General features: G+C 50.3%; 18 protein-coding genes. 15 read left to right on the top strand and 3 right to left on the bottom strand.

Annotated elements, in window-relative coordinates; all coding sequences use genetic code 11:
• Positions 1-240: 240 nt before the first annotated feature.
• From ACN4EG_RS10410 to ACN4EG_RS10365, 10 genes are all read left to right on the top strand, one after another.
• Complete coding sequence (locus ACN4EG_RS10410; protein WP_431629331.1) at positions 241-456, top strand: helix-turn-helix domain-containing protein; 216 nt, start codon at positions 241-243, stop codon at positions 454-456.
• A 115-nt stretch (positions 457-571) separates the two neighbouring features.
• Positions 572-973, top strand: coding sequence for a type II toxin-antitoxin system RelE/ParE family toxin (locus ACN4EG_RS10405; RefSeq protein WP_431629330.1), 402 nt, complete (start codon positions 572-574; stop codon positions 971-973).
• On the top strand, positions 957-1,283 hold the full coding sequence (locus tag ACN4EG_RS10400) for a helix-turn-helix domain-containing protein (protein WP_431629328.1): 327 nt from the start codon (positions 957-959) through the stop codon (positions 1,281-1,283). Before ACN4EG_RS10405 ends, ACN4EG_RS10400 begins: the two co-directional genes overlap by 17 nt.
• 71 nt (positions 1,284-1,354) lie before the next feature.
• Complete coding sequence (locus ACN4EG_RS10395) at positions 1,355-1,558, top strand: helix-turn-helix domain-containing protein (protein WP_431629327.1); 204 nt, start codon at positions 1,355-1,357, stop codon at positions 1,556-1,558.
• A gap of 110 nt (positions 1,559-1,668) precedes the next feature.
• The gene (locus tag ACN4EG_RS10390) at positions 1,669-1,947 is read left to right on the top strand and encodes a hypothetical protein (protein WP_431629325.1); all 279 of its coding nucleotides are present in this window, start codon (positions 1,669-1,671) and stop codon (positions 1,945-1,947) included.
• A 42-nt stretch (positions 1,948-1,989) separates the two neighbouring features.
• Complete coding sequence (locus tag ACN4EG_RS10385) at positions 1,990-2,976, top strand: sensor histidine kinase (RefSeq protein ID WP_431629324.1); 987 nt, start codon at positions 1,990-1,992, stop codon at positions 2,974-2,976.
• 325 nt (positions 2,977-3,301) lie between these two features.
• Positions 3,302-3,868, top strand: a complete 567-nt coding sequence (locus tag ACN4EG_RS10380) for a Coq4 family protein (RefSeq protein WP_431629322.1) — start codon at positions 3,302-3,304, stop codon at positions 3,866-3,868.
• 203 nt (positions 3,869-4,071) lie between these two features.
• The gene (locus ACN4EG_RS10375; protein WP_431629320.1) at positions 4,072-4,869 is read left to right on the top strand and encodes a DsbA family protein; all 798 of its coding nucleotides are present in this window, start codon (positions 4,072-4,074) and stop codon (positions 4,867-4,869) included.
• A 63-nt stretch (positions 4,870-4,932) separates the two neighbouring features.
• Positions 4,933-5,382, top strand: a complete 450-nt coding sequence (locus ACN4EG_RS10370) for a peptidase (protein WP_431629319.1) — start codon at positions 4,933-4,935, stop codon at positions 5,380-5,382.
• Between the two features lie 57 nt (positions 5,383-5,439).
• The gene (locus ACN4EG_RS10365) at positions 5,440-6,051 is read left to right on the top strand and encodes a hypothetical protein (RefSeq protein ID WP_431629318.1); all 612 of its coding nucleotides are present in this window, start codon (positions 5,440-5,442) and stop codon (positions 6,049-6,051) included.
• A gap of 72 nt (positions 6,052-6,123) precedes the next feature.
• On the opposite strand, the gene ACN4EG_RS10360 is transcribed toward ACN4EG_RS10365, so the two are convergent.
• On the bottom strand, positions 6,124-6,258 hold the full coding sequence (locus ACN4EG_RS10360) for a hypothetical protein (RefSeq protein ID WP_431629317.1): 135 nt from the start codon (positions 6,256-6,258) through the stop codon (positions 6,124-6,126).
• A gap of 540 nt (positions 6,259-6,798) precedes the next feature.
• On the opposite strand from ACN4EG_RS10360, the gene ACN4EG_RS10355 reads away from it, so the two are divergent.
• The 3 genes from ACN4EG_RS10355 (at position 6,799) to ACN4EG_RS10345 (ending at position 12,476) form a co-directional block, all read left to right on the top strand.
• Positions 6,799-10,020, top strand: coding sequence for a glycoside hydrolase family 15 protein (locus ACN4EG_RS10355; protein WP_431629316.1), 3,222 nt, complete (start codon positions 6,799-6,801; stop codon positions 10,018-10,020).
• A gap of 61 nt (positions 10,021-10,081) precedes the next feature.
• Complete coding sequence (locus tag ACN4EG_RS10350; RefSeq protein ID WP_431629315.1) at positions 10,082-11,338, top strand: glycosyltransferase family 4 protein; 1,257 nt, start codon at positions 10,082-10,084, stop codon at positions 11,336-11,338.
• Between the two features lie 37 nt (positions 11,339-11,375).
• On the top strand, positions 11,376-12,476 hold the full coding sequence (locus ACN4EG_RS10345) for a glycosyltransferase family 4 protein (RefSeq protein WP_431629313.1): 1,101 nt from the start codon (positions 11,376-11,378) through the stop codon (positions 12,474-12,476).
• A gap of 31 nt (positions 12,477-12,507) precedes the next feature.
• Here ACN4EG_RS10345 and ACN4EG_RS10340 read toward each other — a convergent pair whose 3' ends face one another.
• Positions 12,508-12,882, bottom strand: a complete 375-nt coding sequence (locus tag ACN4EG_RS10340) for an EamA family transporter (protein ID WP_431629311.1) — start codon at positions 12,880-12,882, stop codon at positions 12,508-12,510.
• 475 nt (positions 12,883-13,357) lie between these two features.
• Here ACN4EG_RS10340 and ACN4EG_RS10335 point away from each other — a divergent pair, with 475 nt between their 5' ends.
• Positions 13,358-14,074 (top strand): Mo-dependent nitrogenase C-terminal domain-containing protein, encoded by a 717-nt coding sequence (locus ACN4EG_RS10335; RefSeq protein WP_431629310.1) that lies wholly within the window; start codon positions 13,358-13,360, stop codon positions 14,072-14,074.
• A 24-nt stretch (positions 14,075-14,098) separates the two neighbouring features.
• Positions 14,099-16,633, top strand: coding sequence for an alkaline phosphatase D family protein (locus ACN4EG_RS10330; protein WP_431629308.1), 2,535 nt, complete (start codon positions 14,099-14,101; stop codon positions 16,631-16,633).
• Between the two features lie 330 nt (positions 16,634-16,963).
• Here the strand turns inward: ACN4EG_RS10330 and ACN4EG_RS10325 are convergent, their stop codons facing one another.
• Positions 16,964-17,782 carry a Uma2 family endonuclease gene (locus ACN4EG_RS10325; protein WP_431629307.1) on the bottom strand — a complete coding sequence of 273 codons (819 nt, stop codon included), beginning with the start codon at positions 17,780-17,782 and terminating at the stop codon, positions 16,964-16,966.
• Between the last annotated feature and the right edge of the window lie 347 nt (positions 17,783-18,129).

Below are 18,129 nucleotides of genomic sequence, written 5' to 3'. Positions count from 1 at the left end.
TGATCAAGCGGGTCGATCGGAGGCTAATTCATAGCAAAACTGAGCCGCGTTGAACGGCTGAGAGACTGGTATCATAGGTGAATCACTCCCGTAATGGGGGTAAGAAGTGCGATCGCTCACGAGTTTTCCAGGCAAGGGAGCGATCGCGTTTAGTGTTAAAGACCAAAAATCGAGATCTCGACACAGGCTTGTCAATATTAAAAATCGAGATCTCGATAATGTCAATAGGCGAAATATCTTGTGTTTAAGTTGCGGATCAAAGAGTTGGCAGCAAAACGAGGGTGGACGCTGAAAGAGGTGTCAGAGTTGGCGGGATTGCCCTATAGTACAGTTGCAACCTATGCCAACTCGTCCGGTATGGTCATGGTCAATCTCATTTCGTTACGAAAACTAGCCCAGGTCTTTGAAGTGTCGATCGAAGACCTGATGGAAGTTCTGGAAGACCTAAATAGCTGATTTTTTGGAACCGATTAGCCAATCAGGGGGCAGCATTCAGCCTGCGACATGGGCTATTTATCACAAAATTGCTATATAATGATTATCAAGATGAATCATGACTTTGTGAAATGCTGTGCCTAAAACGCGAGTCATATTTTATCAAGCAGAGCCAGAAGAGGCACCAGTTCTTCAATGGCTTCAAGTTTTGTTGAAACAGAATCGCAAAGCCTATGCCAATTGTGTAGTTCGAATCCAACAATTAGCCGAGGTGGGCTATGAGCTTCGCCGCCCCGCAGCAGACTATCTACGGGATGGAATTTATGAATTACGAGCTAAGCATATCCGTGTCCAATACCGTATTCTCTACTTTTTTCATGGACAAAATATAGCTATTTTGGCTCATGCGATTACAAAAGAAGGTGATCAAGTTCCATCATCTGCGATCGAGATTGCCATTCAGCGAAAGGCAAAATTTGAACTGAATCCAGAAACTCATACTTATACAGAGGAAGTAGAAAATGGCAAAAACGAATGATGCGCTGAAAATCTTACAGAAAATGACTGCCGGTGATTCAGAAATGGAGGCGATGATCCAGGAGTCTTCATTCAATGCAGAATTAGCACAACTAATTTACAACGCTAGAAAGCAGGCAGGATTAACCCAGAAACAATTAGCCGATCGGATTGGAACAAAACAATCTGTGATTGCGCGCCTTGAGGATGCGGATTACCAAGGACATTCATTGTCAATGCTCCACAAAATTGCCCAAGCACTCAATCAACGTCTGGAAGTACATTTAATCCCCCTCACTCAACAACAATCGATCGACCAGCAACCTGCATAAATGTACTTCTGCTATACTGGTACTCTCTTTTCAAGGTTATCTTTCCAATCTACGTCTTTGTCAAGTTGCTCATGGGGCTGGTTAGACTACGAATTCGGGAACTCGCAAACGCAGTCGCAGAGCGAGCAGGGGTCAACTACAGCACCCTGAAAAGCTATGTCCAGCGAGGTGCCCTCAATACGGTTGATCTATCCGCCGTTTACAAAATTGCCCAGGTCTTTGAAGTGTCGATCGAAGACCTGATGGAAATTCTGGAAGACGAGACTGGCCCATAATTGGCACAGTGGGAACGGTAGACTGCGATCGTTAGATCCGCTGTAGAAAAGGGCATAGTAGACCAGAGCAAGTTCACTGGTCAGTGGCACAGGGGTTGCTGTCAACAAAAATGAAGCAACATTCAATCTGGTCTTTCCCCCTTCTACCGTTCCAATGGTTGACTCAATGGTGGGTTAAATTGTCAAAGAGCAAGTCCCCTAAATTCTTCCTTATCGCAGTTGCCCTATCGGTATTTATTGCCGAACTATTGATCATGCTGGGCTTTACGGTACTTCCTTCGATGCCTGAATTGCTCGAAGCGATTGTCGATGCAACTGGCTTGTCACTGCTGATAGCCCCTGTGCTCTACTACTTTACCTATAAACCCTTAAGAACGGAAAATCACTAACGGGAATTCATTGAGCAAGAACTCCGACGATCGGCCCAACAGTTGCAATCCCAAGCAGAACAACTTCAGGAATATAACCAAAAGCTCGAGCAAAAAGTTACCGATCGAACCCAAGAACTTAGCCGCAAAAATAGTGAACTTGAAGCATTGCTGAAACAACTACACACTACGCAAGTTCAAATTATTCAAAATGAAAAAATGACATCCCTAGGGCAATTGGTTGCAGGAATTGCCCACGAAATTAATAACCCAGTTAGCTTTATCCACGGCAATATTAAACATCTCAATCGCTATGTGCAAGACTTACTGGGAATTGTTCAAGCCTACCAAACCTATTACCCAGAGCCACCCGAAGTCCTTCAGGTCATTTTAGATGATCTCGATCTTGCATTTGTGAAGCAGGATTCCAGCAAAACGCTACAATCCATGCAGACTGGAACTGAACGAATTCAGCAAATCGTTTTGTCTCTTCGGAACTTCTCCCGATTGGATGAAGCCGAGTTTAAACCCGTTGATTTGCATCAAGGACTTGATAGTACTCTCTCAATTTTGCAGCATCGCTTGCTAGAAAAGACAAATTGCCCAGCAATTCAGGTGGTTAAAGAATACAGTGAATTGCCCTTAATCCAATGCTATCCAGGGCTGCTGAACCAAGTCTTTATAAATTTAATTCTCAACGCGATCGATGCGATAGAAAATAAAAATCAACAACAGTTTAAGACTGGCCAATCCCCACAATCACTGACAATTTGGATATCCACTCAAGTCAAGTCAAAGGAATGGATTGAAATCATCATTGCAGATAATGGTTTCGGGATTGCGGAATCGATTCGATCGCGCATTTTTGATCCTTTCTTCACCACGAAACCGATCGGCAAGGGAACGGGCCTAGGGTTATCCATCAGCTACCAAATTGTGACGGAAAAACATCATGGGAAACTTTGGTGCGACTCCACCCCCGGCCAAGGCTCCAAATTTGTCATTGAAATCCCCATCAACCCACCAGCCCCCCCTGATTGCCCAGCGTAGACCGTTAACCGAGAATTCATCGATCGCCCTTCAGGAAACAGCGTACCAATCAAATCTCCGGTAAAAGCGGGGTGGATGGGTAGGAGGGTAGGAGGGTAGATGAATAGGGGATCTGATAGCTTAGCAAATCCCTAAACGCGATCGCCCCTAAATCGCTCTCCAGTGCCGCCCCATCGGACATTAGTCCTAGGCAGTCCTTGACCGATCGCTCCAAAAATTAGGACTTTCGCTTCAAGCCCGTAAACCATACAATCCCCTACGATTGCAGCATCAACCCACGGGTACTCCTACCCAACGCTTACACCCAACTTCTGAGGTTCCTCTGATGCAATCGATCGATCCCTCCCACGCCCAAACCCTCCAACCCCTATCCCATACTGGCTTAGGTAAACTTTTCTCGGTTCCCAACTTTTTAGACCGAGTCGATCGAATCGGCGATCGACTCGGGATCAACGTTCCCACTGTAATTCACCTAGAGGAACTGCGTCAGCTTCCCGCCGGAACCCTTGGCTGCTGCGTCGTTGAATTTCTAGAACAGCACCACCTACAACCCCTCACCACTGGGCCCCGCCGCAAACAACTTCACGATATTGTCCATGTCGTCACGGACTACGGCACCGACCCGATCGGCGAAGCGGAAGTCCAAGCCTTTCTCCTAGGTGCTCAGTTTCGCCTAGCCCACGCCATCATCGGGTTGGGACTGCTCCGCATCATCCACCACCAGCGCCACGCCCTCAATGTTTCCCCCCAGCAACTCCAGCAGCGCCTCTGGGCCGCCTACCGCCGGGGCCATGCCTCCCGGTTAGACGTGGGTACCTGGCAACCGGAAGCCGTTTGGCATCTCCCCTTGGCAGACGTAAAAACTATCCTCAACATTCCACCTCTGGCCTAACTCCCCCACTCCCCAATCGCTGCCATCTTGAACGCCATTGGTGGGATCTCCTGGGATCTCCGTTGCCCGCGATCAGCCTCCTTCCCGATCGCCCATCTCCATCCCACCAATCTCTCCAGCAGACGCTGCGAATGTCCATGCAAATGTTCATTTTCAACCTCGACCGAGTTGCCTATACTGAAAAAGCTGCTTGAGAAAAAACGATGGTTAAAGTTGCGTGGCTGGGAAAAAATACGTGGAAAAACAATAACTGGGTGAGTCGGAAAAGCGCGATCGCGGGGCTTTTAGCGGTCTGCATTGCCCTCTTCAGTTGCTCCAAAGTCCCCGTCCAGGCTGAAACTAAGATCGATCCTCAATTCGAGCAGCAGGTTCTAGAAGTCTTGCGCAAGCATCCCGAAGTGATTTTGGAATCTGTGCGCAAATACCAGCAAGATCAGGCAAAGCAAGCCCAACAGGCCCAACAGGCTCTACTTAAGCAGCTAAAAACCAACCCCAAAGCCGCGATCGGATCCTCCCCCACTCTGGGTGCGCCTCTGGGGAAAGTCGTTCTCTTTGAGTTCTCCGATTTTCAGTGCCCCTACTGTGCTGGCGTCATTCCCACCCTCAAGGAATTTGTCAAAAAGTATCCCGACAAAGTCACCCTGGTCTACAAGCACTTTCCCCTTAGCTCCATCCATCCGGAAGCCGTGAACGCCGCCAAAGCAGCCTGGGCCGCTCAGCAACAGGGGAAGTTCTGGGAATACCACGATGCACTCTTCGCCCAACAAAAATCCCTGAACTCAGCAACCTATTCCGCCATTGCCACGTCGTTGAAGCTAGATCTCACTAAATTTGAACGCGATCGCACTAGTGCAGCAGCAGCGGAGGCGGTCGCCAAAGATCAAGACCTTGGGGATCAACTTGGCATTGACGGCACGCCCTTCTTCGTCATGAATGGACAAGCCTTTTCCGGCGGTGTTCCCTTGGCAGAATTAGAAAAGAGAATGGCACAAGCGCAATAACTTTATCTGTTGATGCTCTGGTTGATGCTCGGTTTGTTGGATGTTGAGTTGCGGTGGTTCTCTATGCGGTATTTCCTAAAAAGCGCGATCGTGTCCAGTCTAGCCCTAGCGACGATCGGCGTTGGGAGCATCCGTCCTGTGCTGGCGGAAAATCGGGTCTATGTCCCCATTCGCCTCACCCCAGGGCAGGAAGTGCGGGATAGTTTGACCGATCGAGATATTCCTACGGGCCAAGGGGGATTCGCACGGGATTACCTCGTCATTTTGCAGGCAGGGGATCAAATTGCGATCGATCTGATGTCTGATGTCTTTGATCCCATGGTGATATTGATGATCCAAGACGGTACCAAAATTGGCGAAAACGACGACGGTCCCGACGGCACCCCGAACTCGTTACTGTTCATGCGCATTACCAAAACTGGGGAATACATCATTCGCGTCCAATCCTTTGGCGAAACAGCGGGGGGTCCCTTTCGGCTGATGGTGGAGCGCTTGCAAAAAGTGAAGTCCTAATCCTCAGTTCAGATCCCTAGCATCTCCCGCTATGATGACTAGCAGGAGGTGTGTTCTATGGGGTTAGGAAGAATGCAATTCTACTGGGGGATTGCCATCGCCATCGGGTTTACTGGAATGTTTACGATCGGAATCGATCCGACCTCTGCGGGACGGGCGGTGCTGAACCAATCCCCCGCAACGATCGAAAAAAGCTTTGGGCGCTACTGGACAAAATTAACCCATCGTGACCCTGACGGAATACTCCGTGTGACGTATACCTATAACCCCAGTAAACTGCGTCGCATTTTTCCGAGTTATCCCAAGGCGAAGTTTTTTGTGATTTTTGTGAACGATCGGGCCCAATCCATTCATTTGACGATGGATGATAACGAAAATGCTCAGGAATTTACCTACAACTCATCCGATGCTGCGAAGTTTTTTGAATTCATTTTCGGCTATCGTCCAGCAATTCATAAACCTTTGTTCGATCGTTTTACAGGCAACGAAACCATTCATGACTACGTGGATTGCTTGGGGGATGGCGTAGCAACGGCATATACGATTGGTGGAGCCAACCAATTCCTGCTAGGAAATGCCCAGCTTTATTACAGCCAGCGCTGTGAACCACCCTACGATCGGATTCAGCGAACCAACTTGAACCCTAATCAATCCATTCCAATGCCCTAGGAAAATTGCACTGTGAAAAGGCACTGTAAAATTTACAGGAACATTCCATCGAACTTGACTATTGCATTCTTCTCAACAGAGACTCCGCTTAACCGTACCATCGGCATAGAGTTCCATCGGAATCAATTCTGTCTTCCCCTTAACAGTAATTTTGGAGTAGACGATTTTTACTAAGGGAGCTTGCTGATCATTGTAACGGCGTGCCATAAAAAACCTCTGGTGAATTGTTTTTCGATCGATTGGATCTACGCGCTTCGATCTAAAATAAAGAGATTGAAATTTAATATTTTCTTCATTTTTTTAAAAAGTAAATCTGGAGCTTGGGATTCAGTTCGGTGGATGAAACTCCGCTCTCCGGTGCGTTTTCCAGTGATGTCAATCAATGATGAGATTTCCGGGTAGGGAGAAGTGCGGATATCCAGTATCGCCAATCCACCCTAGCCATATCGTAAAAATGAGAGTAACTTTTGGAGGACTTCAATGAAGATTGGGAGAAAGTACTTTTGAAGAGCTTGTTTTGAAAAGCTTGGCTGTTCAACCAAGTTGAGCAGTTTATTGAACAATTGGGTTGCACCGTTCGGTGATTGCCTAATTGCTGGAACTCCCAGATGACGGCCTTGGCCTGCATTGCATGTCCTTGCCCTGCGTCCCCTGGCTCCCTATACCCTGGATTACATCCATCATTTTTAAGCTTACAGTTAACTACATTTGCTCTATTCTCGATTCCCTAACCTACATAGTACTGGCATGGTTTTTTTATCTTCGGATTTGGAAGCACGTCTCGATCGCTACTACCAAGAAATCCAGACCGTGATTCTCTCGCGGCAAAATCCCATCACGGGACTGTTACCCGCCAGTACTGCGGTCAATGCCCATGGGGACTACACCGACGCCTGGGTTCGGGATAACGTTTACAGCATTTTGGCCGTTTGGGGCTTGGCACTCTCCTATCGCAAAATTGATCTCGATCAGGGCCGCACCTACGAACTGGAACACGCCGTAATCAAGCTGATGCGCGGTTTGCTGTTTGCCATGATGCGCCAGTGCCATAAGGTTGAGCGCTTTAAGCAAACCCAATCGCCCATGGATGCCCTCCACGCCAAGTACAGCACTACCAGCGGCGATACAGTTGTGCCGGACGATGGCTGGGGGCACTTGCAGGTAGACGCCACGTCAATCTTCCTGCTCATGCTGGCGCAAATGACCAGTTCGGGATTGGAAATTGTTTACACCCAAGACGAAGTCGATTTTGTCCAAAACCTCGTCTACTACATTGGCCGCGCCTACCGCACCCCGGACTATGGCATCTGGGAGCGGGGCAATAAGATTAACCACGGCAGTGTAGAACTGAATGCCAGTTCGATCGGCATGGCCAAGGCAGCCCTAGAAGCGATGAACGGACTGAATCTGTTTGGGACTAAGGGCAGCAAGGTTTCGGTGATTCATGTGTTGCCCGATGAAATTGCCCGTTGCCGCATTACCCTGAAGTCACTGTTGCCTCGGGAGTCGTTGTCGAAGGAAGTGGATTCGGCACTGTTGAGCGTGATTAGCTATCCGGCCTTCGCGATCGAAGATCCCGATTTAGTGGAACGCACCCGACAAAAAATCATTGATCTGTTGCAAGGCCACTACGGCTGCAAACGCTTTTTGCGAGACGGCCACCAAACGGTGCTTGAGGATACGAGCCGTCTGCACTATGAGCCAACGGAACTGAAGCAGTTTGAGCATATCGAGTGCGAATGGCCACTATTTTTCACCTACCTGGCACTGGATGGTCTGTTCCGGGGCGATCGACAACAAGCTACTTTTTACCTAGACAAGCTTAATGAGCTGACGATCGACCGAGATGGGATCAAACTGTTACCAGAGGTCTATTACGTCCCTGAAGCGGCGATCGAGGCAGAGAAGCAGGAGCCCCGCAGCCAGCCCCGCCTGCCCAACGACAACGTGCCGCTGGTCTGGGCACAAAGTTTATATTACCTGGCGCAAATGCTCCATGAGGGCTTGCTGGCGGTGGGCGATATTGATCCCCTGGCAATTCACACTCGAGTGGGCTACATTCGCAAAGCCACGGTGCAGATTGCCCTCCTGGCAGAGGACGAAGAGTTGCAAAATCGCTTAGCAGCTTACAACATCCCCACCCAAACCCTGAGCCAAATTGAGCCGATTCAGGTGCGCCAATCCCGCGATCTCTCCTTGGCCTATACCCAGGTCGGTAAAAATGACAAGTTAAATTTGTCGGGACGACCTTTCCGGTTAATGCGCAGTTTGACAACTTCTAAAGTTTTTCAAATGCGGGATCAAATGATGATCTTTCTGCCTGCATTTTTGGATGAACAGAAGTTCTATCTAACGTTGGATTATCACTTCCTCGTGTCAAACATTAAAAGTGAACTATCCTACATCCATCGCCATTGGCGGCAATTGGGACGCCCGATCGTTACCCTATTACTGACCCATGACATGCTGGAAAGGGGACAGGATGCGCTGTTGGGGCTGATGCAGGAGCTGCAAGATGGCCGTTGTGGAGAAGTTCCCATTACGGTCGGCAATCTCAACCAACTCATGTTGACCGCGAGTCGAGCACGACTGGACTTTTTGCCCGAGTTGGAAGATACTACCTATCTGGATCTCAATTCTCTGCGGCAATATTTGAGCTTTGATCCGGTGCGAACCAAGCCGTTGTCCAGCTTCCAGGAATTTTTGTTAGAGCAGGAAACAGATACGAAGTTACTGATACAAAAACTACGGGAAAGTCAGAACCTTTACGAACAGATTGAAATTCTCAGTACGTTAATGCGGTTGAAGGGCATTATTTTTGATACGGGACTGGTTGGCCCCGGTCAGCCAGTCGTCGTCGGTCGCCTGATTGAAGAGATTTACAACAAAGCAAGTCGCGGCGATGCCCATGGCCATCCCTATTGGGGCATTGTGCGACGGGCAGCGGGTCTGTTGGATAAGGTAGACATTGGCCTGTCCGATGCGGTGACGGATATCCTAATTCGTCAGAAGCAAGTTTCTGTAGGTCGCGCCTATAGTGAAGATGCGGTGATTACGCAACCGCTGCCGTTGCATGATCTGTTGGATAAAATTCGTCATTTCTGTCGGGAAGATATTCGCGATCGAGTGCTAACTCAAGAAATTTTGATTTATCTGAGTCTATTGATCAAGGCGGAACCGACGCTGTTGAAAGGCTTGCTGACTGCACGGGTAGGGTATCTGATTATTCTGCTGACCAGTGACTTGGCGCGGGAATTACAAGTGACCCAAGATGAAGCCTACGAAGCGTTATTGCAACTCAGCCCCTATGACATCTACAAGCGGCTGCATCACATCTTAGAAGGCTACGATACGCTGAATCAAAGTTTATTCAGTCAGGAATCGTTGCACTTAAAGGTGCAGGATCAGGAAATTGATTGGATTGTACCAACGGAAACCGATCGAGAAAGCGATCAAGATTGGCTACGCATTCGGCAACGGGAAGGGGGAAGGGGTACAATTCCACGGGATTTCTATCGCAATGTATGGCAAGTACTAAACCACTGTAAGGGTCTGGTGATTGGGGATAAACTGGAGCGGCGGAATCGCTTGGATAGTGAGTTGCTGATCAGTGAGATGACACCGGGAGAAACGAATTTTGCGCTACGGGTAGAACATCTGATTAACAAGATTCAAGCACCAGAATATCGGCAAGTGAATATCGAAGCACTGATGGAGTTGGCGGCGATCGCCCAGAAAAACCCTGACTTCAAGATTGAAGAGTATCTAGTGTTGGATGTGTTAATCGGGCACGCGGTGCGGTTGGCTTGGTTGCAGAAGTATCCCCACCATGCCAGTTCCTACGATGAACATAAGGCTTCGGCTTGGAGTACGTTCTATAAGAGTTCGCCCTATGAATGTGCCAATGCGATCGCGAGCGCAATGAAGTTCCTGACCACTCTAGGACAAGCAGAAGCGATCGGAATTTAGCGATCGGAATTTAGCGATCGGGACTGAAACAAAAGGGGGGGAGAGACTGCTTTGAGGCTCTATGGAGCCGCTCTCCCTAACCCTGCAATCCCTGCAACGATCGCCCTGCGCCAATTGGCCCAGCATCGATTACGCTGGAGAATGGTTTTCCCCTGTGCAGCGTAACCCTATGTTTAGCGTCACGATCGATGCAACCTCCGTCTTGCCCAAACCCAGCGGCATTGGGCTCTATACCCTCAACCTGATCCAAGAACTCGATCGGCTCCGCCAACCCGAAAACTTTGAACTGCGTATCTCCTTCCAACCCAGCCTTAAAGGACTGCTGAAAGGCCAATTCAACTACCCTGAACAACTCCGCCCCTACAGCCCCCTCATTCGCACCTTTCCCTTCCCTGTGCGTTTCTCCAACTGGTTTCTGCGCTTTCCCCAACTGTTTCCCTTCGTGGAGTCTCAGTTTGGTAAACCCGACATTTACCATGGCACCAACTACATGGTCTTTCCCTTTCGCCATAGTAAACGAGTTGCCACAGTCTACGACCTCACCTTTATCAAATATCCCCAATTCGCCACCGCTACTGTCAAAGCCTACGCCCAGCAATTGCGCCGCTGTTTACGCTGGACCGACTTAATCGTGACCATTTCCGAGAGTTCCAAACGCGATATTGTCGAATACCTCGGTTTTCCCGCCGATCGCATCGTTACCACCTATCCCGCCAGCCGCCTCACCACCGCCGACATTCCCAGCCCCAGCGCGATCGCCGACGTGCCCTACCCCTTCAGCAAACCCTACATCCTCTTCGTCAGCACGATCGAACCCCGCAAAAATATCGCCACTTTAATTCAAGCCTTCGAGCAACTCAAAGCCCGCGATCGTATCAACCATGATTTAGTCTTAATTGGTCAAAAAGGGTGGTTATACGAATCGATTTTTGACCAGATCACGCGATCGCCCTATCGTGACCAGATTCACCACCTCAGCTACCTCAGCGATGCCGCCGTCGCCTACTTCCTCGCCCAGGCCAATGTCTTCGTTTACCCGTCGCTCTACGAAGGCTTTGGACTCCCCGTCCTAGAAGCCATGACCCTCGGTGCCCCCGTCGTCACCAGCAACACCTCCTCCATTCCTGAAGTAGCAGGTAACGCCGCCCTCTTGGTCGATCCCCAAGATGTAGACGCCCTAAGCCACGCGATCGGTCAAGTCATCGGCGATCGCACCCTGCGGCAACAACTGATCACCCAGGGGTACCAGCAGGCGACTAAATTCTCCTGGGCCGAAACCGCCAAACAAACCCTAAATGCCTATAGACTGTTGGCGTAATCAGCTAGTTCGCGTGCATTGGGATAGGGGAGAAACCATGGGATTGCTGGTGAATTTGGCATTTCTGACGACCAAACCAACGGGGCACACCGTCTATGCCCAAAATCTTGTGCCGCAGTTGCGCGAGTTCCATCCCAAACTGCTGATTAGCCTAGAATCTCTGCCCCAATGGCAAGCCCGCCCCCCCGAGGACGGCGGCAAGCTCGATTACTTCCCCGTTTCCGGCAGAATGAACCCCGACCACGGCAGCAAAGGCCACCTACGACGCTTGATCTGGACTCAGTTCAAACTACCCCGCCTCTATCGCAAATTCCAGGGCAGCCTGCTATTTTCCCCGATCCCTGAAATGCCTCTTGGTCGCCGGATTCCGACGATCGTCACCCTGCATGACCTGATTCCCCTGCGCTTCCCCCGCAAGCGATCGCCCCTCACCCTTTACTTCCGACACTACATCCCACGGGTTCTGCGGCAGGCCAAGCATGTGCTGTGCGATTCCGCCGCCACCGCCCGCGACGCCATGGAGTTCTACAACATTCCCGCCAGCCAACTCACCCCCGTCCCCTTAGCCTACGACGCCAGTAACTTCCGCTTTCTAGACCTGCCCCGCAAACCCTACTTCCTCTACCTAGGCCGCCACGACCCCTACAAAAACCTCTCTAGAGTCCTGTCCGCCTTTGCCCAGGTGCCCAACCACCAGGACTATGAACTATGGATTGCAGGGCCAGCGGATCCTCGCTACACTCCCCAGTTGGAAGGCCAAGCCTGGGATCTCGGCGTCCGGTTGCAGTTCCTCAACTATGTACCTTACCGGGAATTGCCCGTTTTGCTGAATAACGCGATCGGCCTCGTTTTTCCCACCCTGTGGGAAGGCTTTGGGTTGCCCGTGCTGGAAGCCATGGCCTGCGGAACCCCTGTAATTACCTCTAATCTGTCCTCCTTGCCAGAAGTGGCGGGGGATGCGGCATTGTTAGTCGATCCCTACGATGTCAACGCGATCGCCCAAGCCATGACCGAGTTAATCTCCGATGAACAAACCTGGCAACAATTGCGGCAACGGGGTTTAGCCCGTGCTCAACAATTCAGTTGGCAAAAAACGGGAAAACTCACAACGGAGATTTTGAGCCAATTTATGGCCTGAATTCCAGGCGGCAAAGAGTGCGAAACGGTCTCTAGTTAGAGGTCGATCGAGTCAGCAACACAACCCCTAAAAAGATGAAAGCAATGCCAATGTACTGCACCAGCGTCAATTTCTCTTTGAAGAAAAACAAACCCAACAAAACCGCAAAGACATAGCTCAAAGCCAACAGGGGACTGGCAATGCTGAGATTCACCTTATTCAGCAGCAGAATATACGTCACCACCCCCAAACCGTAGCAGACCAGACCCACCAGGATTTGCCACTTCGTGATCATGCTGACAATCGCCAAGAGAACGTTGCTGGAATCGATCGTCCCCAATGCCAAAGCGCCCTGCTTAAGGAAAAATTGGCCGCCCACACTCGCTGCCACCGAGGCCATCAAAAGACAGAACGCCGCGAAGGACATGGCTTCTCCTGAGATACAAATACCTGCTCAGTTGTAGCAGACTGGGTTACCTTAGCACAATCTAAGGAACACCCCAGGAAACAATGGCGTTTCTATAGCGTATTACGAGAAAACTAGCCGTATTACGAGAGAACTGGCATTGAGGGAAAACGTGCATTAATCTTCACTACGCCACAGCCGCAAAGATCTCAAGACATCACGCCTGCATCGACTTCACGGAGTCTGAATGTCCCCAGCCTAGGGGCGACAGCTAGCAATCTCAATGTTTGCTGAGGGGTTCTGTGTGCTGTTCTGTGTGCTGTTAGGACAATTTTGACAGGTTACACCCCTGTAAATTTAACGATCATCGGAGCTCCCAATGCTTACCACCCATCAAATTTAATTTGACTGGCCCGTAGAGTCACGGAAATTCCTCGATCCCGGAAAAGCTGGATTATGATCGAAACAGAGTGACCAGAAAAAAGACTCGATCGCAATGACCATGGTAAATTCCAGTGCAAACTCCGGGACCTATACCGACGCACAAATTGAACTCTGGCTCCGAGGTCTCCTTACCTTAGCCTGGGCGGATGGCGATTTTGATGACTCGGAAAAGCAATTGATTGCATCGCTGACCCATCACGAAATTACCGCCGATGAGAGTGCCAAAATTTTTCAACCCGTTAGCCCAGAGGACCTCAAGGCTACCTTTGGGTCAGATAAAGCGCTAGCAGAAAATTTTCTGCGAACGGCAGTCATGGTGGCCCTATCCGATGGGGTGTACACCACCACCGAAGATGAGAAACTGACGGAGTTTGCTACGGCGTTGGGCAGTAGCCATGACGTATTGGATACTCTGCGACTCACGCTGTGTGATTTGGAAAGTCAGACCGCAAGTCCGTTAGTTGCAGCAGAACGTGGCCCTGCTAGCAGCCTCTATCCCTCCCAAACGCGAGAAGATTTGTTGCAACCCGTGCGGGCATGGTTGGATGGTATGGAAGTGGAGGATCCCAAGGTGGCTCGCTTTCTCTGTAAGCTAATTCCATCCCAGTGTCCCTTCGAGCGGGATGTGGTGTTGTTTGGTAAAAAGATTGTTCACATTCCCCCGATGTGTAAAATTAACCCGTTATATGAACAGTTGGTGGGGTTACGATTCCGGGCATTATCCTTTCTGGCGGATCAATGTGGCGAAGATGTTACCCCTTACATTTAGCCATCTCCTTTGTAGTCAAACAGAATGACCGATCGCTTTGCTTCCTTGCCCCTGATTTTGGCTGGCCCAATTCTCCAGCACACAGACGCTGCATCGGTGACGGTGTGGGTTGCCCTAAAATCCCCACGGTCCGTGACCTTACGCATTTATGAAACATCACACAACGGTGCAACGCTTGAGCAGATGCGGATGGAAGGGCAACGATCGACGATCTCCCTAGGGCAGTCCTTACATGTGGTAGCGATCACTGCAGTGAGTGAGATAGGCGATCGGTTAAAGGCGGGTGAAGTTTATGCCTACGATTTGGACTTTCAGCCCCTAGACAGCCCAGAAGGGGGAATCTTAACAACCCACCGATCGGAAACCCTGGGGGAAGCCCTCTGTTCTTCTGCTTTTCCGGCAGTGACGATCAGTTATTTTGATCATGGCTTCCCTACCTTTGCCCTCCCACCTCGGGAAATAGATAATCTCCGTCTGGTGCATGGTTCCTGCCGTAAGCCCCATGGGGACGGAGTTGACGCTTTAGCAACGCTAGATGATCTGATCCACCGCGCGATCGTCGCAGCAGAGCCCCGCCCCCATCAACTATGGCTCACGGGAGATCAAATCTATGGCGATGATGTGGCCGATCCCTTGCTCTGGGTGGCGACGCAGGTGGGGGATGATTTGCTAGGCTGGCGGGAGATGCTGCAACTTCGCCCTACCCCCTCAGGCCCAGAGTCCGCCCACGACGATCAAGCACAGGCAGGACGATCGCACCCACCACTGGAGACAGCCGATCCCCCTATTGCAGAGGATGAAGACGAGTCCGACCAAGCTCGAACGGAATTACTGGCTGATTTAGCGATCGCGGAAGATCTGCGCCCCGGCACCCGTAGCCAAGTGGCTACTAAAATGGCGGGTTTTACAGCAGGGCTCCTGAAAAAATCCCAAAAAGTGAACAGTCATTTACTGAGTTTGGGCGAGTTCTACGCATCCTATCTCTTGGCTTGGTCGCCCATTTGCTGGGTGACGCAATTTCCCACAGGCGTAGAGCAATTCGGTCGATCGTCATCGCGGAAAGTTGATCCCCATCGCACAGCTAAACAGGCTGCCAAACAGTGGGATCGGGAGGTGCAGGATATCCAAGCCTTTATTCAGAGCCTGTGGAAAGTTCGGCGATCGCTCGCCAATGTGCCCATGTACTGCATTTTTGACGATCACGATGTCAGCGATGACTGGTATCTCAATCAAGCGTGGTGTTTGCGGGTGCTAAGTAAACCATTGGGACGACGGGCCGTGCAAAATGCGTTGCTGGCCTATGCGGTGTTCCAAGGTTGGGGCAATACGCCGGAACGATTTGCACCGGGGCAATTGGGAGAACAGTTATTACAAGCAGCGGCCCAATGGTCTGCTTCCCAAGGGCAAGATGGTCAGACTTGGGAACGGTTGGAACAGCTCTTGGGTATGCCCCAGTTCGATCGTGCAGGAAAGCCCATCTTTGTCCAGGATGGCAAGATGTTGATCCTGAGCCGTCATCCCGATGCAATTCCTTGGCATTACTCAATGCATAGTCATTGCCATGATGTGATTGTTCTGGATACGCGAACTTGGCGCGGCTACCCGATCGCCGAACAGGAGATCGCCCCCCCGACGTTGTTATCTCCCACGGCGTTTCAGGAACAGCTACAGAAACCGTTACAGCATCCGTTACAGCAACAACTCGATCTATCAACGCCCGATATGACAATCCCAGCGTTGCCCCGAGTTACCTTTATTATTGCCCCAACGAATTTATTTGGTCTCCAAGCGATCGATTGGATTCAGCATTGGTATTTACGTCAAAATAAAGTCTTCGCCCATGATGTAGGAGATGCTTGGAATATTCGACTCCCAGCTTTGGCGAATCTGTTAACAACGCTGCTAAACCATAAGCAATCGGTGGTCGTGCTATCGGGCGATATTCACTATGGCGCGGCAGTGACGTTGGATTACTACGCTCTAACTTCAGGACAGAGACGTCATCGCCAACTGGTGCAACTGACGTCCAGTGCGTTGAAAAACGAAGAATTTATTACCCGATTGATCCAAACACGCTTAAAACAATGGCTATTGCCGGAACGCAATCGACTATGGATTGGTTGGCAAGATCCGATCGATATGCTGCCCGTGGCTAAATTTCCTGGGCCAGCCCAACCCAGCGATCGTCCCCCGCCCGATTGGTATTGCAAATTAACTTGGATTCGCCCCCGTTTACCTCGCCGAGTCGGACAGATCATGGCCCCAACCGAAGCCGATCGGCCCCGACTGTTAGCTCGGCGGCAACGGTCTTGGATCACTCGATTACAAGGGTGGATGGCCGATCGGTTCGCCCCGTTGAATCATTGGTTCCAAGCGGGTTCAGAAGTCATTGGGCATAACAATTTGGGCCATGTGCAAGTTCAGTGGGATGCCGCCCAGCAGCAGTTGATCGTGACCCAGGATTTGTATTGGCGGCGATCGGCCCAGCCCAATGTCTTGGTGTGCAGTCGGTTTTGCACATCAACCCATCCATCCAACCCTGTGACACCCTTGGATTGATGGGACATTGGATTGATGGGACGATCGTGGACAAAGTTCGCCTTGCTGCAAATCTCCAAAATTTGATCCTGATCTCTGCGTTCTACAATGAATAGAGAAATATAAGGTTACAGGATTTGTTTTGGACTTCAATTCCTGGGGACAGAGTGCACGGTGTCGGCGTTCCGTAAATGCCCACCAGCACTCTGTCCTATTTTTATGTTTCTAACAGTCTTGTTGAATCGATCAATGCAACAGGTTGTAAACCGCTGGTAGAGGCTACCCCTGTTGCAATTTACTGGGGATGTTGTCCAGCTACAGAAAGCTTTTCGTTTCTTTTTAAGAAAACATCTACTCCAAGTCATTGATAGAAATGCCAAGGAGCGCAAGTTGCTCAGCAGTCAGCGATCGCAGCTTTTCCGCCAATTGTTGACGTTTCTCCCGTTCCCGATCGCGTTCTTCTAAAGCTTGCTCTTTTTCTTCTAGGGCTTGCTGGGCGGCTTCCTGTCCTGTTGGTAGCAAATTCCCCTGCAAATCCCACCAGCGTAGCCATTGCATGGTTTGATTTTGGTAGGCTCCCTCCCAGACGCCCAATTCCACTTGCATTGGTGTAATTTCGTAATGCCCACGGGAATTTGGCATCATCGGTTCATAGGCGGCATTCACCAAGTTGTACATCTCTAAGCGGCCACGATTGGGTAGATAAATCCCGTAATAGGGAATCCGCATAATTTGCTCGTAAACCCAGAATTTCCCAGGCTTTTGGGTGCCATTGACAACGCCTAGAGGTGTGTTGTCCCGTTCTTCGCTGCCGTCGCCACTGGCAAACTCTAGGGCAATCAAGGGCAGACGAAATTCCCGACGCAGGACATAGGAACGGCGAATTTGACCATCGAGCAAGGGCGGTACGCCTGGAACATAAAACCAGTCGGGGGCTTCTGCACCTTTCTCCGGGGGATCGGTTTCACGCCAATAGATGCCGCAGTCTTGCCCGATCGCGTAATGGCCATCGGGATGAAGCTGTTGCAAGACGGGGCCAATGGAATCGGTGAGCAAAATGCTTTGGGGATGCTCCTGAAAATTTTTCACGAAGGTACCGTCGGACTCCGGCAGTTGCGTATGGTCTGGGAAGGGAGTGAGGGGTAAGTCGGTGGCGAGGAGATCTGTCATAGGCTAGAGGCTGGTGAGAACTGCAACCGATGGATCTATTATCCGCGATCGCCCTGCCGATCAACGTGATCGATCTGAAGATGAGGGGGCGATCGCTACAAATTAGGGGTTGATGGACGAGCCCTTTGAGTTCTCAATACTTACAAACACTGACGGCTTTGTTGCATGATTAGAAAAACGGTCAGGTTCGCCTTGAGAGTGTCCTGGTATTAACCTTCAACCTTGTAGCTATCGGGTTTAACGATCTGAATCATCCGATTGAGCGCAACACATTTGATGAATAGCTCCACGGCTTGATTATCAAATTTACGCGCACTGAGATTGCCTCCAAAGATCGTTTTGAAACG

Source organism: Alkalinema pantanalense CENA528 (assembly GCF_050753345.1).
GTDB classification, from domain to species: domain Bacteria; phylum Cyanobacteriota; class Cyanobacteriia; order Leptolyngbyales; family Leptolyngbyaceae; genus Alkalinema; species Alkalinema pantanalense.
The sequence above is the reverse complement of the archived record's forward strand: the minus strand, read 5'-3'. Positions and strand labels throughout refer to the sequence as shown.

What these genes read in the sequence shown, in the direction of transcription:
- ACN4EG_RS10400 (WP_431629328.1), top strand. Translation starts at nt 957, where the DNA reads ATGGCAAAAACGAATGATGCGCTGAAAATCTTACAGAAAATGACTGCC.
- ACN4EG_RS10395 (WP_431629327.1), top strand. Translation starts at nt 1,355, where the DNA reads ATGGGGCTGGTTAGACTACGAATTCGGGAACTCGCAAACGCAGTCGCA.
- ACN4EG_RS10390 (WP_431629325.1), top strand. Translation starts at nt 1,669, where the DNA reads ATGAAGCAACATTCAATCTGGTCTTTCCCCCTTCTACCGTTCCAATGG.
- ACN4EG_RS10380 (WP_431629322.1), top strand. Translation starts at nt 3,302, where the DNA reads ATGCAATCGATCGATCCCTCCCACGCCCAAACCCTCCAACCCCTATCC.
- ACN4EG_RS10375 (WP_431629320.1), top strand. Translation starts at nt 4,072, where the DNA reads ATGGTTAAAGTTGCGTGGCTGGGAAAAAATACGTGGAAAAACAATAAC.
- ACN4EG_RS10370 (WP_431629319.1), top strand. Translation starts at nt 4,933, where the DNA reads ATGCGGTATTTCCTAAAAAGCGCGATCGTGTCCAGTCTAGCCCTAGCG.
- ACN4EG_RS10365 (WP_431629318.1), top strand. Translation starts at nt 5,440, where the DNA reads ATGGGGTTAGGAAGAATGCAATTCTACTGGGGGATTGCCATCGCCATC.
- ACN4EG_RS10360 (WP_431629317.1), bottom strand. Translation starts at nt 6,258, where the DNA reads ATGGCACGCCGTTACAATGATCAGCAAGCTCCCTTAGTAAAAATCGTC.
- ACN4EG_RS10355 (WP_431629316.1), top strand. Translation starts at nt 6,799, where the DNA reads ATGGTTTTTTTATCTTCGGATTTGGAAGCACGTCTCGATCGCTACTAC.
- ACN4EG_RS10350 (WP_431629315.1), top strand. Translation starts at nt 10,082, where the DNA reads ATGGAGCCGCTCTCCCTAACCCTGCAATCCCTGCAACGATCGCCCTGC.
- ACN4EG_RS10345 (WP_431629313.1), top strand. Translation starts at nt 11,376, where the DNA reads ATGGGATTGCTGGTGAATTTGGCATTTCTGACGACCAAACCAACGGGG.
- ACN4EG_RS10340 (WP_431629311.1), bottom strand. Translation starts at nt 12,882, where the DNA reads ATGTCCTTCGCGGCGTTCTGTCTTTTGATGGCCTCGGTGGCAGCGAGT.
- ACN4EG_RS10335 (WP_431629310.1), top strand. Translation starts at nt 13,358, where the DNA reads ATGACCATGGTAAATTCCAGTGCAAACTCCGGGACCTATACCGACGCA.
- ACN4EG_RS10330 (WP_431629308.1), top strand. Translation starts at nt 14,099, where the DNA reads ATGACCGATCGCTTTGCTTCCTTGCCCCTGATTTTGGCTGGCCCAATT.
- ACN4EG_RS10325 (WP_431629307.1), bottom strand. Translation starts at nt 17,782, where the DNA reads ATGACAGATCTCCTCGCCACCGACTTACCCCTCACTCCCTTCCCAGAC.